This is a genomic window from Mesorhizobium sp. M1C.F.Ca.ET.210.01.1.1 (genome assembly GCF_004791585.1).
Taxonomy (GTDB): domain Bacteria; phylum Pseudomonadota; class Alphaproteobacteria; order Rhizobiales; family Rhizobiaceae; genus Mesorhizobium.
This window is the reverse complement of sequence record NZ_SRUU01000021.1, coordinates 66,260-80,844: the sequence shown is the minus strand read 5'-3', so window position 1 is coordinate 80,844 and position 14,585 is coordinate 66,260. Positions and strand designations below refer to the sequence as shown.

The following is a 14,585-nucleotide window of genomic DNA, read 5'->3' as shown; positions in this document are numbered from 1 at the left end:
GGAAATGACATGACAAAGAGAGAGTTGACCCAGGCCGGGGACGATTCCGCGAGGGAAGGCGCCGACAATCCGAAAGCGCTATCCGCCGACATGAAAGGCAGTGGTTGATGCTTTCCCCGGTGCAAAGCCAGCCGGCGGCGCGGTGTGTTTCGTTGGTTCGGGACCAGTGGATGCGTCTGCTGTGCGGCCTGTTCGCTCTGACGGCGCTGGCCGTCGGCTTCGCGCATGGCGCAAGGGCGCATTCGCTGGATGAGGTTGATGCGATGCTGCGGAGCGACGAAAAGTATTTCCAGCAGATCGACAAGCCGCTGCCCGACTTCACGCTGCGCGCCGCCGACGGGCGCGTGGTGCGGCCGGCCGATCTCGCCGGCAAGGTCGTCGTGCTCCATTTCATCTACACCTCATGCCCGGACGTTTGCCCGCTGCATGCCGAAACGGTCGCCGAGGTCCAGAAGATGGTGAACTCGACACCGATGAAGGATCGGGTCGTCTTCGTCAGCATAACCACCGACCCGCGGAAAGACACGCCCGATGCGCTCAAGGCATACGGGCCGACGCACGGACTGGACCCGGCCAACTGGCTGTTCCTGACCACCGCCCCGGACCAGCCGGAGGATACGACCCGCAAAATGGCGGAAGCCTTCGGCCACAAGTTCACCCTCACCGACGACGGCTACCAGATGCACGGCATCGTCACCCATGTGATCGACAAGGAGGGTCGCTGGCGGGCGAACTTCCACGGCCTGAACTTCCAGCCCATCAACCTCGTCACCTTCGTCAACGCGCTTACCAACAATGTCGAGCGCCAGCACCATGAGCAGCACGAAGGCTGGCTGGCGAAACTGAAGAACCTGCTGTGAGGCAGCCGCTTTCGAAAAGGAAAGGGAAACACATGTTCACCAGGACGTACACGAGCCGATTCTTCGGAAGTATCTTTCGCACCATCCTGCTCGCCGGCCTGGCGGGATGGTTCCTGCTCAATCCAGTCCTTCTGGGCGCGCGGGGACCGGCATTTGCAGCCGGCGAAATGTCCCAGGACCAGCTCGACCAACGGATACACGACTACATTCTGGCGCACCCGGAGGTTCTCATGCAGGCGCTGCAGAGCCTCGACGAGCGCCAGCGTCAAGCGGAGGCGGCCGAGGCCAGGAAGGCGCTCAAGGCGCGAGCGGCCGACATCTTCCACGACAAACAGAGCCCCGTCGGCGGCAATGCGCAAGGCAATGTCACCCTGGTCGAGTTCTTCGACTATAATTGCCCCTATTGCCGAATGATGGCGCCGATCATGGAACAGGCCGTAGCCGACGATCCGCAGCTCAAAATCGTCTACAAGGAATTTCCCATCCTCGGCCCCGATTCCGTGTTCGCGGCCAAGGCCGCGCTCGCCGCCGACAAGCAGGGCAAATACGCTGCGTTTCACAAGGCGCTCTATGCGACAAAGACAAGAGTGACCGAGGCGGTCGTGCTCAAGACCGCCGCCGAGGCCGGGCTGGACGTCGAACGCATGAAGGCTGACATGCGGCAGCCGGACATCCAGGCATTGATCGACCGCAACACGGAGCTGGCCCAGGCGCTGCGGATCACGGGGACGCCGGGCTTCGTCGCCGGCGACCAGATTTATCCCGGCGCGACCGATCTTGCGACACTGAAGACATTCGTCAATCAAGCGAGGGCCGCCAAATGACCGACATCCCAAACCGGCGCACGATTGTTCTAAGCGTATTCGGCGTCGCCGCGGCCGCAGGACTTTTCGAGCTGCCGGAGGCGGCCGGCGCCGCCGAGGATTCGGAACTGGCAAGGCGCTTCAAAGAGCTCAGCGAGAGCGGCAACAGCACCTGCTCGGCAAAATTCACGGATTCGATCGCGACCATGCCGGCGACGGCTCGCATCAAGGGCTCATGCTGCAGTCCGATGCAACTGAAGCGCTATGGCGAGCAGGTGCAAGGGCTCGCCAAGTACCGCGCCATCCCGATGATCCCCGGCGATCCGTATGACATTGCGGTGGCGACCGCGCAGCAGATGATGCCGTATTACGATCTCAAGCTCACCGGAGACGAGCAGAAGGCCTATGACTACGCGATGGCCAATTCCGAGGAGAAAGGTCCCTGCTGCTGTCCCTGCTGGCGCTGGAAGGTATATGGCGGACTGGCGAAATACCTGATCCACGAGCACCGCTTCACCGGGGAGCAGATCGTTGACGTGTGGGACCTTTCGGACGGCTGTGGCGGAGGTATGTAGGAGCAGACAGGGGCTTCGGCCTGCACCTGCATCCTGGTCGTCCTGACGCGATGAGCTAGGTTACCTTGCAGTCGCCGACATGCGCCGGCGAAGTCAGGCTTTCGCGATGGAGGATGATTGCCATGATGGGCGGCATATGGACGATGGGCGGCATGGCCGTCATCTGGATCCTGGCGTTTGTTGCGCTCGTGCTCGCGATCGCGGCGCCCGCCAAGTATCTAAGGACCTGACCGGATTGGCAAAGCGGAGCTGATGACACTGCTCACTTCCACCCTCACCTGTCCCCTTTGCGGACATCAGGCTCTCGAGACGATGCCGGCCGACGCTTGCCTCTTCTTCTACGAATGCCGGGAGTGCGGGACGTTGCTTCGACCGAAGACGGGAGATTGCTGCGTGTTCTGCTCCTATGGAGACGTTCCGTGCCCGCCGATTCAGGAGGCCCGCGCGGGACGACAGTCCGCGTGTTGCGGCGACAGAGATCGTCACGGCTAGCGAAATCGCGCCGGATCGTGAGGCTCGCCCCGAATCCACGAGCCTGGTCCGATCGGGCTTGACCTTCCAGCTACTGGAACCCTTAGGTTCGGTCGCGAAGTCTTCCGGCGGCGCGCCTTCCCAATTGCGATCAGGAGAAAAAGATGCATCGACGCGGTTTTCTGGCGGCAGGCCTGGCAACGATTCTGTCGGGCTCTCGCGCGCTAGCGCAGATGAAGATGGACGGCATGTCGGACATGGACTCCATGCCGGGAATGGGCGGCCATGCGGGCCATGACATGGGCGCCATGTCGAATGGCCCTGCCGCGCTGCCCGAGGGCGAGGCGCTGCGCGAATTGCCGATGCTCGCCAACGAGGCCGGCCAGCCTGGCCTGTTCAAGGCAAGGCTGACAGCGGCGCCCGCGACAGCGCGCTTTGCCGCCGACCAGGACACGCCGATCCTCGCCTATAACGGCATGAGCCCGGGGCCTATGATCGAGGCGCATGAGGGCGACCGCGTCGAGATCGCTTTCGCCAACCGGATCGAGGGCGAGCAAAGCACCATCCACTGGCACGGCATGCCGGTGCCGGCCGACCAGGACGGCAATCCGATGGACCCGGTGGCGGCGGGCGCGGAGCGCGCCTACGCCTTCGAGCTGCCGGAAGGCAGCGCCGGCTCCTACTGGTATCATCCGCATCCGCACGGCAAGACGGCCGAGCAGGTCTATCGCGGCCTTGCCGGCGCCTTCGTCGTCAAGGCCAAGGCCGATCCGGTGCCGGCCGCCTATGGCGACACGGTGCTGATGTTCACCGACCTTCGCCTTGCTGCCGACGGCTCGATGCCCGACAACACCATGATCGACCAGATGAACGGCCGCGTCGGCGACCATGTGCTGGTCAACGGCCAGAAGAACCCGCGGCTCGCCGTGGCAATGGGCTCGAAGCGGCGCCTGCGGCTCTACAACGCCACCAATGCGCGCTTCCTCAGGCTTGCCTTCGATGGCGTGGCGATGACGATCATCGGGACGGACGGCGGCCTGCTGGAGAAGCCGGTCGCGGCCGAGGAGATCATGCTCAGCCCGGCCGAGCGCATCGAGCTGGTCGTCGCCTTCGACAGGCCGGGCGCCGCAATGCTCACCACGCTCGACTATGACCGCGGCTGGATGGGTGCCGGCCGGCCGGCGGACGCCGGGCTGACGCTGCTCACCGTCGATGTGTCGCAAACGCCGGGAGAAGCGATGCCGCCGCTGCCCGAGCGACTGAGGCCGATCGCGCCGCTTGGGCGGCCCGCGGTCAGCCGCCGCCTCGTCTTCACCGAGACCATGGCGATGAACGCCACCGGCATGGAGATGGGCTTCCTGATCAACGGCAAGGCCTTCGACATGGGGCGCGTCGACATCGTCGCCCGGGCCGGCGAGACCGAGCTCTGGGAGATCGTCAACCAGGCCGACATGGACCACCCGTTCCATGTCCACGGCACGCAGTTCCAGGTGATCGAGCACGAGCGCGACGGCAAGGTCTCGAAACCGCCCTATCTGGCGTGGAAGGACACGGTCAACGTAGCGCGCGGCGAGACGGTGCGGCTGCTTTTGCGCCAGGAGCGGCCGGGGCCGCGCATGTATCACTGCCACATCCTCGAGCATGAGCAGCTCGGCATGATGGGTATCGTCGACGTGCAGGCATGAAGTCCGGCATCGGGTACGCGGCGATGATGCTGGCGCTCGCCGGCGTGCTCACCGCAACTCCATCGCAAACGGCAGCCGCAGGCGATCCTGTGGTGGCAGCGCGCCAGGCCTCGATGAAGGAAATGGCGGCCGCGGCGAAGGCGATCGCCGAAATGTTCGACGGCAAGCGTGCCTATGAGCCCGCTGCCTTCAAGGCGGCTGCGAACGCGCTCAGCGCCCGCACTGGCCCTGCCCTGATCGCCGAGTTCCCCGCGGGCACGCTGGGCGCGCCGTCCAGCGCCAAGCCGGAGATCGACCAGGCCCGGCCGGAATTCGAAGCGCTTGCCCGCCATATCGGCGCCCTCGCCGGAGCGCTCGCCGCCAAAGCCGGGAACGCGCCTGCCGCGATCGGCGACGACATGCGCATGGGAGCGGGACTGCCGATGGATGGCGGCAGCCTGCTCGGCAAGCGCCCAAATGCGGCAGAGGCCAATCCGGCCACGATGCCGGCCGAACACCTCTTGCACCTCATCCTGCAGGACTGTTCGAGCTGCCATTCGAAGTTCCGGCAAAAGCAGGAGTGAGGCGCGCCTAAGTAGCCCGGCTATCGGCAGACACTTGTCCTGCACAGTAAAATCAGGTTGTGCTAATATATTGCGGCCATGCTCATCCGAGCATGACAGGTTTAGGGAGGATGCGATGAAAACGATCAATCGCAGGTCCGCAATTGCTCTCGGCGTGACGGCCGCCGCGGTGGCGCCCCTGTTCACGACGACAACGTTTGCGAAAACCAAGAAATACGGTCCGAAGGAAGGCAAGGAGATCGCGCCCGGCGTCAGGCTTGTGGAAGTCGGCACCGGCAACTCCGACATTCCCGCCTACAAGAGCATCGCAATCGTCGATGTCGTGTTTCAGCCCGGAGCGCATGCGCCGCAAACCGTGATGGACAACGACATGGTGTGCACGATCACGTCAGGCGCATTCACCATCAAGAAGGCGGACAAGGAGTTCAAGCTCAAGGTGGGTGACATGTATACCTGCTCCAAGGGCAAGACCGACGAGGCGACGAATACGAGCAAGGAGGTCGGCGTGCATCGCATCGCCGTCCTGGTGCCTGCCTGATTGAGAAAGGAACGGCCGGCCTACCGCTCGGCGCGACTCCGGCCGCTCTCGATATCTCCGTAGCGATCCTTCGCGTCCCCTCTGCCCTGTCGGGAGGGGGCGCTGTCCCGTCAGCGTCAGAAGATTCCCCACTGTCGCAGCAAACACACCGTGCCAGTCAGGCGGGCTTGTGTTCTCGAACGATGCGCCACTCCTGCCAGATCAGCCATAAGACGATCGCGTCGAAGACGGTCAGCACGAGCAGGCCGGGCGAATGTGTGTAGGAGTAGCGGTAGACCTGGTAGACCATGAAGGCGCCGAGCGCCGCGAGCGAAGCCGGATAGGCCCATAGCTTGCCGCGCAGCAGGCCGATTACCAGCAAAAGCTTAATCAGCCCGTGGCTCAGCAGATAGAAGGCATAGAACTGCTTGCTGGCGACGGAGAACTCACCGGCCATCCGCGACAAATGGCTGGCTATGAAATCGTTCGGATCTTCGATCAGCTCTTCCTGGGTGAACATATTGACCCAGGACGCGATGGTATCGGTGGTGACGAGGTAAAGCAGGATGCCGCCGACGCACTCGATCAGCGCGTGGGCACCTTTCAGCCATACGCTGACCTCAAAGAGCTGATGAATGCGATGCTCTTCGGCGGGCTTCAACGATCGACCTCACGGCAGACAAGGGAAACCAGACAAGAATGGACGCATCTCTCACGCACTGGATCAACTCGGCTGCCGGCATCAGCCCGCTCCTTGATACGACAATGATCGCCATCTCACAAATCGGCGTGCCGCTGATGGTGCTCGCGGTGGCGGTGCAGTGGTGGTCGAAGGCAGACCGTTACCATGTGCGCCATGCCTGCCTGTCGGCGGGGCTGTCCTTCTTGCTCGGGCTCGCGATCAACCAGGCCATCCTGCTTTTCGTCCACCGGATCAGGCCCTACGACGCCGGTGTCACGCATCTGCTCATCGCGCCCAGCGCCGACTGGTCGTTCCCGTCTGACCACGCGACCGCCAGCATGGCCATCGTTGCCGCCTTCGCCATGCAAGCGCTGCAGCGCCGCACGCTTGTCTTGTTCGCCGCGGCGCTGCTGATCTGCTGGTCGCGGCTCCATATCGGCATCCACTATGCCGGCGACGTCGTCGGCGGTGCCGTTACCGGGCTTGCGGCCGCTCTGGCGGTGCGGCTTTCCTATCGCGAGAATTCACGGCTGGATGTCTTCGCGACGAAGATTCTGTAGAGACACTAGCCGCGATTTCGACCTGCATCACAAAAGAGACGCGCTAGCCCGGCTATATGCCGGGCTCATGCATCACAGGGTTCGGCAAATCGAGAAACCTGCAGGCCTTCGCGCTCGCCGAACGAACCCGGCAGGCGGAATAGCGACCACCGGCGATAGCTGCAAATTGCACCGATCAGATTGTGAGAAAATTAATCAGCGATTTCTAATATTATTGGTCACCCCGGCAACGAACCCGGCATGGACCCATGACCAAGAACATCGGCAATGCCAAACCCAACGCTCCGGCGAAGGAGCTAAGACCCTCGCCACTCGGCAGAATCGCGCCGGCACTTTTCCCGCTGGTGGTCGTGGCGCTGGGCTATTTCGTCGGCAAGCAGTTCCTCGGCTTCTGATCAGCGGCCGGCCTTCATTTTCATAAACCGATTGCAAAATGCAATCGGATATGCATCCTTGGCGTCGCCAGAATGGAGGCGCCGATGGCGAGGATCGTCTATTCGATGCTGATGTCGCTTGACGGCTACATCGCCGGGCCGGGCGGCAATATCGACCTGCCGGTGCCCGGGGAAGAATTGCACCGGCATTTCAACGAGGACATGCGGCGGACCGCCATCGCGCTCTGCGGGCGACGCCTGTACGAGACGATGCGCTTCTGGGACAGTCCGGAGCGGGAAACCGCCGCCACCGAGGTCGAGCGCGATTTTGCCCGCGCCTGGCGTGAGACGCCGAAGATCGTGTTTTCGACGACGCTCGGCGAGGTCGGCGCCAATGCCCGCCTGGCCAATGGCGACGCCGTCGCGACGGCAAGATCGCTCAAGGCGGAGACGGAGGGCCAGATCAGCGTCGGCGGTGCCGGATTGGCCGCGCATCTCGCCCGCGCGGGCCTGATCGACGAGTACCGGCTCTACATGCATCCGGTCGTGCTCGGCGGCGGCAAGCCGTATTTCCAGCATGGATCGTCGCTGACGCTGACGCCGCTTGGCAGGGAGAGGCTTTCACAGGGCGTGACGCTGCTGCGGTACGCGCCTGCCTGAGCGCCGCAAGTTCGAGACGGGCGAGGCCGGAAGAAGGGGGAAAGGCCGCCCGCTCGGCCGTTTGCGGCGCTCCCACTGCTTTGGTCCTAGGGCCTAGGTCGTTCTTGCCCTTGCATGAGCACAAGAGCATGTTCGATGCAGCCGGCAGGCTCGCAAACTCCGGTCAGGCCCGGCCGCCGAACCCATACACCCCCCCAGGCTGCCGGGCCGCCGGCGAGCCTTTGGCCGCGTCAAAACATCCGTTTCGAACCAGCCCCCATCGCGCGCCAGACATGTCCGGCCCTGCAAGCCGCGTGGGCGCGATCGAGACACGCTGCCTTGTCGTTGCGCGGACCGAACGGCATATCGAAGTCGAATTTCGCCAAGAGCGCACCCGATCAAATTTTGAGGCGGGGCTTTTGACCAACCCGATCGGCGTTTGCTCGACATTTCTTTATAAAATCGGAAATTTGCGAGCATCGAGCACCAAATCTCCTACTAAAGGCCAAGGAGAACAACCTTGCAGCAACTTAACGCACGCTAGATCGTATTGCCGTTCGGGGATCAATTTCTTGGGCCAAAGCGCTGGGGCCATTCATGGTGGCAGGCGAACCGGAAAGTGTCAGCGTGAAATTCATCAACGGCCAATGGCTGGTGCGCGTCGTCGAAGGCGACGAGCTGACCCATCGCCTGTTCGATATCCATGCGGAAGCCGAGGCCTTCGCCGAGGAGGAGCGCCATCGGCTGGGGCTGCCGGGCGAGCCGCCGACCGAAGAGCCGATCGAGACAAGGCGGCGCGGCGGCCGCGGGCGCTGACATTGGCCCCCCTCCGTGACGGGTGGTTTGCGCTTGGCGCGAAAATGCGGGAACAATCGGCGGACAGGAAGTGCTGCCGATGTGCAATCTCTACAATATCACCACCAGCCAGGAGGCGATCCGCCAGTGGACCCGCGCGCTGCGCGACATTTCAGGCAACCTCGAGCCTTCGGTCGATATTTACCCAAACCAGTCGGCGCCGGTGGTGCGCAATGCCGCCGACGGCAGCCGCGAGCTCGCCAGGCTGCGCTGGGGCATGCCGACGCCGCCCGAGCGCATGCGCGGCAACGCCGACTCCGGCACGACCAACATCCGCAACCCGCAATATGCCCACTGGCTTCCCTATCTCGGCGTCGAGAACCGCTGCCTGGTGCCTGTGACGAGCTTTGCCGAGCCCTCGCCCAAGCCCGGTGACAAGGATCCGGAAACCGGCGTGCAGAAGAACTTCTGGTTTGCTCTCAGCGAAGAGCGGCCGCTGTTCTTCTTCGCCGGTCTGTGGACGCCCTGGCAAGGCGTGCGCAAGGTGAAGGAAGGCCCGGGCGACCACGAGCTTTACGGCTTCCTGACGACCAGGCCCAACGCGCTGATCGTGCCGATCCACGAGAAGGCGATGCCGGTCATCCTGACTACAGAGGAGGAGACCGAGCTGTGGCTCACCGCGCCATGGTCGGAAGCGAAGAAGCTGCAGCGCCCCGCCCCGGACGACGCGCTGGTGATCGTCGAGAAGCCGGCGACTCAGATCAAGTTTCCGGCTGAGCCGCCGGCGCAGGGATCGTTGTTTTAACCCCTCGCCTTCTGCAGCACCCAGATATAGCCCTTGGGCGGGTGGTCCTGGTCGATGAACTGGGTCTTGACCTCCGTGTCCTTGCGGCCGCAGCGCTTGCAGCGGAAGCGGACGGCTTCGAGCGGCTTGTTCCAGCCGGCCACCTTGGCCACGTCGTTCGCCTTGAAGCGGCCGACATGGTAGCAGTGGCGGCATTCGACGATGAGCAGCATGTTGGCCTTGGCCGCCCGGCCGACGCTGTCCATGGGTCCGGCCATCTCTCATGTCCGGTCTGAGCAATCCTCGGGCAGCGGCAGCAGGCCGAGCCAGGCGGCGCGGAAATCGGGCTCCCTGCCCGCGACCGCGCCCATCACCTCATGCAGCCGCTCCACCAACCCATTGATCCGCCAATACATTTCGCCATTGGTCTTGAGGTTGAGCTGCGCCGCCAGCACGGTCTGGCGTAGCGCCAGCGCATCGCGAATGATCGCCTCCGCGTCCGACTGGAACAATCTGTCATAGCGGCCCTTCCGTTTGCCCAACGCGGCTCTCCCATATCTCGAGCGACCGCCCCATCCCTACAAAAATAGGAACCCATTCCTCGCCGAGTCAATTCACTCTTGACATTTTTGTTCACTTTTTGTTCACATGCTAATGTGAGCCAAAGGGAGCCTCGCCATGGATCACATCGTCAGGCTAGACAGTCGCCAGGAAGCGGCGCTTCAGGTGATCGCCGAGCGCTTCATCGCTGCGCACAAAGGCGATCCTGTGAAGGCGCTGAAGGAGATGATCGTGCTCAACGGGCATCTGCAGGATCGCCTGGATGCGCTGACGGCGCCACGCAAGGTGATGCGCTGATCCTATCTACCAACGCTGTTTCCGCTCTACGGCGCCCCCCCTCTGTCCTGCCGGACATCTCCCCCACTTGGGGGGAGATTGGCAGTTCTGGCGCGGTGCCCCTTCCGCATCGCCGGTAGTTGACGAACGCCGACCGGCTGTCGCAGGCAGACGCCTGGCTTCAGGCGGCACGCAGACCGTGCTTCGGACGCAGGTTCTGGTTCATGCGGAACAGGTTCTGCGGGTCGTAGCGCTGCTTGATCTCCAGCAGCCGGCGATAGTTGTCGCCATAGGCTGCTTCGACCCGGTCGGTCTCGTCCTCCGGCATGAAGTTCACATAGGCCGTGCCCACGGCATAGGGCCTTGTGGCGTCATAGATGCTGCGAGCCCAGTCGATGCAGGCCTTGTCCATGGCCGGTTCGCGCCATCGGGCGTGGACGTTCATGACGAAATGCGAGCTGCGCTGCGGAAACGCCGTGGCATCCGTCTTGACGCGGCCCGCCACGCCGCCGACATGGCCGAAGAATACTTCGCATTCGGGACCCGGAAGCCTGGCAATCGCCGCCGTGGTGGCCTCGATCGCGCCGTCGGAAAGCTCGGTGAAGTCGTGGCTCTTCCAATAGTTGCGGGCGCCGGGCGCAAGCAGCGGGTCGAAGGCCTGCTGCCAGCCGGTGAACGGATTGAGACCGACGACGTCGGCGATCGGCGTGCCGATGGCGCGAAGCTTCCGCGTCGCCTCTTCGCCGGCCTGGATGTCGCCGCAATAGCACATGGCCAGCACCAGCACCTCCTTGCCGTGCCATTCTGCCGGCAGGAAGGGCAGCGGCGGCGCCTGCCGCATGACCACCCAGCACGTCAGCTCGTCTGGGGCGGTTTCCAGCGCTTCGCGATATTCCTTCAGCACCTTCCCGGCCTCGGCGAAGGGATGGACGACAAGCCCAGACAGCACTTGCGGTCCGAACCGGTGGAGCTGGAACTCGAAAGCGGTGACGACGCCGAAATTGCCGCCGCCGCCGCGCAGAGCCCAGAACAGGTCGGGGTTCTCGCTCTGGCTGGCGCGCAGCAGCTTGCCGTCGGCGGTGACGACGTCGGCGGAAACCAGATTGTCGATGGTCAGCCCGAATTTGCGGGTGATCCAGCCGAAGCCGCCGCCCAGCGTCAGGCCGGCAATGCCGGTGGTCGAGTTGATGCCGGTCGGCAGCGCCAGTCCGAAAGCCTGCGTTTCCCGGTCGACATCGGCAAGCGTGGCGCCGGGTCCGACCCATGCCCGCTTCGCGCCGACATCGACCCGCACCGATTTCATCAGCGACAGGTCGATCATCAGGCCGCCGTCGCAGACAGCACTGCCGGCAATGTTGTGGCCGCCGCCGCGCACTGAGACGAGAAGCTTATTCTCCCTGGCGAAATTCACCGCGGTGACGACGTCGGAAGCGCCGACGCAGCACACGATCAGCGCGGGCCGCCGGTCGATCATGGCATTCCAGATGCCGCGGACCCCGTCATAAGCGGCATCACCTTCCCGCAGCACCGTGCCGCGTATTTGCGCCGAAAGTGTTTCGAGTGCCGCGGCATCGACGGTCGTCTTGCCGCGTTCAAGGGTGGTGAAACTCATGGCATTCATGATTTCCTCCCGATCTTGTTTGTGAGCCCCTCCCTGAATTTTAGTGTGCTCTTATGTTAGACGCCGCGCAAGTTTTCGCCGGCAACGAGGCCCGCGTGGAACGGCGATCGTCTGAGCTAGATGAAGCCGGACAGTTCAGCCCCAAGCCCCTCTGTCCGGCAGGGCAGAAGGGGCGAAGGATCGCGGCTTTGCCGGTTGCGTGACCTTTTTGCGGTCGCGCGCCCTTACGCCTTCACGCGCTTCAGCGCCTGCGCCATGCAGTGGATGCCGCCGCCGGTCTTGGAGATCTCGCTCATGTCGACCGCCGCGACCTCGAAGCCGCGCGCCTTGAGCTGACCGATCAGGCTCTTGCTCGACGTCGGCGCGATCACCCTGTCCTTGCCGAGCGACATGAAGTTGCAGCCGAGCGCCATCGTATCCTGGAAGGGCACGTCGATGATCTCGTGGCCCTTGCCCTTCAGCCAGTCGACGATGCCGGGCTCGGTGCAGGCGAGGCACACCGCGGTGAGCTTTTCGGCGATCGGCACCACCATGAGGTCGATGTGGACATAATACTCGTCGATGAAGGCGATGCGGGTCTCCCAGCCTTCCTTGTCGAACCAGGCCTGCACCTGACGCGCACCCTCTTCCTGGGTGCGGGCGCCGCCGCAGCCGATCAGCACCACGCCCTCCTCGATGACGTTGAAGTCGCCGCCCTCGAAGGTGCCGGCCGTCACCATGTCGTAGATCGGGATGCCGAGCTTCTCATAGGTGCGGATGGCGGCGTAGTTCTCGCCGCGCCGCCACCAGTTGGCCATGGCGGTGATGAAGGCGCCGTAGGGCGTCATGACGCTGGAGTCGCGCGAATAGACCTGCATCGGCAGTTCCGGAGTCGGTTCGTGCCAGTGGATGTTGACGCCGAAATGCTCGTAGGCGGCGACGAGGTCCTTGTGCTGCGCCTGCGCGATCTGGATGTTGCAGGGCGCCTCGCGCAAATGCTTTCTCGACAGCGAGCTGGTCGACAGGTGCCTAAGGAAATTGGGCGAGCCGAGCAGCACGTCGGTCAGCGGATCGGTCTCGTTGGCGAACCCCCAGGCGGTCAGCGGCTTGGTGCCGCCATTGGGATTGCGGCGCTGCAGCGAGAAAGGCTCGGCGACGATGCGGTCATGGACGGTCATGGGGTTCTCCTCGATTGGCATTGTTGCGTGTCATGCGCTGGAGGCGGCCGGTATCCACCAGTCGCGCCCGCGCGCAGTGGTGACATATTCCGGCCAGCGGAAATGGATCGGCGGGTCATAGTCACAGAGCGGCGCGATCCAGTTCAAGCCGCCAACGCCGCCGCCGGTGCGGGCGACGAACTCGTCCATCGCGGCATCGCGCGCGGTCTTGTCCTCGAGCAGGCGCAGCGTGGTGAGCGCAACCGCCTTCGCCGCGCAGGTCACCATCGGGTCGATGGTCGCCGAAATACCGCCCAGCGCATTCATGACCCAGGAGGGATAGGCGTGGCCATCCGCCGCGCGCAGCGCCGGGCGGGCGACGTAGAAGCGCGATGTCGGCGCGTGCCAGCTGATGTCGGTGTAATCGTCGGATGTCGAATTGGTTTGGGAAGGCGGCAGATCGCGGCGCAGGATCGCCTCGGCCTCCTGCGGTGAGATCAACCGCTCCAGCTCGTCGATAAAAGGATTCTCGGTCGCCTCGCCGCCGGCATTCACCTGGATCTCGCGCGCGATGGCTTTCGCCTCTTCGCCCCACTGCGGCGCACCGACCGTCGAAAGCGCCGCATAGGTGATGTCGGCCATGGCGTGGTTGGCGAGGCCTGGCCGCGACTTCGACACCCAGTGGCGCTCGTAGCGGCAGCCGCTCATCCTGGCGGCGGCTTCAGCGTTGCGGTCGAGCACGGCGGTCACCTGCTCGGCCATGGCAATGGTCGGCACGCGGATCATGTACTGGATCTCGGCGAGCCCCGCCGGCAGGTTGTCGGCGGTCGCCTGTCCCGCGGTGAGGATCGCCTCGCTGATCGACCAGCCGCCCTGGTGCGGCAGCATGGAATCGCGCAGCGCCTTGCAGGCCATGTACATCATCATCAGTGCGTCATTGGCGCCGGGCGCGCGGACCGCCGAATGCGCCTGCGGGATGGGTGCCGCATCGCTTGCGCGAACCCAATCCTCGGGTTCGTCGCAGACAAAGCGGTAGATCATCGCATAGGCCGCGCCGCAATGCGTGTCCCAGCGCGCCGTGTTGCAGAGCGGCAGCATGTAGAAGGGATGGAAGGAGATCATGCCGGCGAGGCCGTCATAATAGCCCTTGGCCGCGTGGATAGGCTTGGAGCCCCTCACCTTCTCGGCCGGCTCGCCGGTGAAGCGCAAAGTGCCCTTTATACCGTGCTGCTGCATCGCGGCCTTGGCAGCGAGCAGGCCGCCGAGACTGCCGATGCCGAGGCCCGAATGCGGATCGGTGTGGCCGCCGGCCTCAACACCCAGGCCCGGTCGCGGGCGCTTGACCGTCGCGGCATCCTGGCAGTTGCCGGGCACGGCGTCATACTCGCCATACATGCCGATGGTCGGGCCGTCGCCATTCGTCCAATGCGCGCAGAAGGCGGTCGGCATGCCGCCCGAGCCTTCCTCGACCGAAAAGCCCTCGCGCTTCAGCCGGTCGACATACCAGGCGGCCGACTGGTACTCGCGCCAGGCGGTCTCGCCGAAGTCGAAGATGGTGCGCGTCCAGGTCGACAACAGCGGCTGGATGCCGTCGATGCAGGCGAGCGCGGTTTCCTGCGCGGAGGTCGTCACCGGTTTCTCCATGCCGCAAAGAAAGCAGTGAAGCGGCTCATCAAAAAGTGA

The 14,585-nt window shown here is 64.1% G+C and carries 19 protein-coding genes; 13 read left to right on the top strand and 6 right to left on the bottom strand.

All coding sequences use genetic code 11. From position 1 onward, the window contains the following. Window positions 1-170 precede the first annotated feature (170 nt). From EN853_RS22240 to EN853_RS22210, 7 genes are all read left to right on the top strand, one after another. Window positions 171-860 (top strand): SCO family protein, encoded by a 690-nt coding sequence (locus EN853_RS22240; protein ID WP_127861448.1) that lies wholly within the window; start codon window positions 171-173, stop codon window positions 858-860. A 32-nt stretch (window positions 861-892) separates the two neighbouring features. Continuing rightward, on the top strand, window positions 893-1,684 hold the full coding sequence (locus EN853_RS22235) for a DsbA family protein (protein ID WP_127861449.1): 792 nt from the start codon (window positions 893-895) through the stop codon (window positions 1,682-1,684). Continuing rightward, window positions 1,681-2,238, top strand: coding sequence for a hypothetical protein (locus tag EN853_RS22230; RefSeq protein WP_127861450.1), 558 nt, complete (start codon window positions 1,681-1,683; stop codon window positions 2,236-2,238). Before EN853_RS22235 ends, EN853_RS22230 begins: the two co-directional genes overlap by 4 nt. Window positions 2,239-2,490: 252 nt before the next feature. Beyond that, a complete protein-coding gene (locus EN853_RS34695) occupies window positions 2,491-2,730 on the top strand; it encodes a GDCCVxC domain-containing (seleno)protein (protein ID WP_127861451.1) in 240 nt (79 codons plus the stop codon). Window positions 2,731-2,873: 143 nt separating this feature from the next. Next, a complete protein-coding gene (locus tag EN853_RS22220) occupies window positions 2,874-4,394 on the top strand; it encodes a multicopper oxidase family protein (RefSeq protein ID WP_128357052.1) in 1,521 nt (506 codons plus the stop codon). After that, complete coding sequence (locus EN853_RS22215; protein WP_127861453.1) at window positions 4,391-4,957, top strand: cytochrome c; 567 nt, start codon at window positions 4,391-4,393, stop codon at window positions 4,955-4,957. Before EN853_RS22220 ends, EN853_RS22215 begins: the two co-directional genes overlap by 4 nt. A 115-nt stretch (window positions 4,958-5,072) precedes the next feature. After that, window positions 5,073-5,495 carry a hypothetical protein gene (locus EN853_RS22210; RefSeq protein ID WP_127861454.1) on the top strand — a complete coding sequence of 141 codons (423 nt, stop codon included), beginning with the start codon at window positions 5,073-5,075 and terminating at the stop codon, window positions 5,493-5,495. A 157-nt stretch (window positions 5,496-5,652) separates the two neighbouring features. Here the strand turns inward: EN853_RS22210 and EN853_RS22205 are convergent, their stop codons facing one another. Next, the gene (locus EN853_RS22205; RefSeq protein ID WP_127861455.1) at window positions 5,653-6,135 is read right to left on the bottom strand and encodes a DUF2127 domain-containing protein; all 483 of its coding nucleotides are present in this window, start codon (window positions 6,133-6,135) and stop codon (window positions 5,653-5,655) included. A gap of 38 nt (window positions 6,136-6,173) precedes the next feature. On the opposite strand from EN853_RS22205, the gene EN853_RS22200 reads away from it, so the two are divergent. From EN853_RS22200 to EN853_RS22185, 5 genes are all read left to right on the top strand, one after another. Continuing rightward, complete coding sequence (locus EN853_RS22200; RefSeq protein ID WP_127861456.1) at window positions 6,174-6,716, top strand: phosphatase PAP2 family protein; 543 nt, start codon at window positions 6,174-6,176, stop codon at window positions 6,714-6,716. A 248-nt stretch (window positions 6,717-6,964) separates the two neighbouring features. Continuing rightward, a complete protein-coding gene (locus EN853_RS34090) occupies window positions 6,965-7,111 on the top strand; it encodes a hypothetical protein (RefSeq protein ID WP_167524562.1) in 147 nt (48 codons plus the stop codon). An 84-nt stretch (window positions 7,112-7,195) separates the two neighbouring features. Continuing rightward, window positions 7,196-7,750, top strand: coding sequence for a dihydrofolate reductase family protein (locus tag EN853_RS22195; protein ID WP_127861457.1), 555 nt, complete (start codon window positions 7,196-7,198; stop codon window positions 7,748-7,750). A gap of 576 nt (window positions 7,751-8,326) precedes the next feature. After that, window positions 8,327-8,545 (top strand): hypothetical protein, encoded by a 219-nt coding sequence (locus EN853_RS22190; protein ID WP_127861458.1) that lies wholly within the window; start codon window positions 8,327-8,329, stop codon window positions 8,543-8,545. A gap of 79 nt (window positions 8,546-8,624) precedes the next feature. After that, entirely contained in the window at window positions 8,625-9,329 is a 705-nt protein-coding gene (locus EN853_RS22185; RefSeq protein ID WP_127861459.1) for an SOS response-associated peptidase, read from the top strand. Here the strand turns inward: EN853_RS22185 and EN853_RS22180 are convergent. Then, window positions 9,326-9,586, bottom strand: coding sequence for a hypothetical protein (locus EN853_RS22180; protein ID WP_127861460.1), 261 nt, complete (start codon window positions 9,584-9,586; stop codon window positions 9,326-9,328). The genes EN853_RS22185 and EN853_RS22180 overlap by 4 nt on opposite strands. A 3-nt stretch (window positions 9,587-9,589) precedes the next feature. Continuing rightward, entirely contained in the window at window positions 9,590-9,850 is a 261-nt protein-coding gene (locus EN853_RS34085; protein WP_167524561.1) for a hypothetical protein, read from the bottom strand. 136 nt (window positions 9,851-9,986) lie between these two features. Here EN853_RS34085 and EN853_RS22175 point away from each other — a divergent pair, with 136 nt between their 5' ends. Continuing rightward, a complete protein-coding gene (locus EN853_RS22175; RefSeq protein ID WP_127861461.1) occupies window positions 9,987-10,166 on the top strand; it encodes a hypothetical protein in 180 nt (59 codons plus the stop codon). A gap of 160 nt (window positions 10,167-10,326) precedes the next feature. On the opposite strand, the gene EN853_RS22170 is transcribed toward EN853_RS22175, so the two are convergent. The 3 genes from EN853_RS22170 to EN853_RS22160 form a co-directional block, all read right to left on the bottom strand. Next, window positions 10,327-11,766, bottom strand: coding sequence for an FAD-binding oxidoreductase (locus EN853_RS22170; RefSeq protein ID WP_127861462.1), 1,440 nt, complete (start codon window positions 11,764-11,766; stop codon window positions 10,327-10,329). 224 nt (window positions 11,767-11,990) lie between these two features. Further along, on the bottom strand, window positions 11,991-12,923 hold the full coding sequence (locus EN853_RS22165; RefSeq protein WP_127861463.1) for a dimethylarginine dimethylaminohydrolase family protein: 933 nt from the start codon (window positions 12,921-12,923) through the stop codon (window positions 11,991-11,993). 30 nt (window positions 12,924-12,953) lie between these two features. Then, window positions 12,954-14,546, bottom strand: a complete 1,593-nt coding sequence (locus EN853_RS22160; RefSeq protein ID WP_167524560.1) for an amidohydrolase — start codon at window positions 14,544-14,546, stop codon at window positions 12,954-12,956. Window positions 14,547-14,585: the final 39 nt, after the last annotated feature.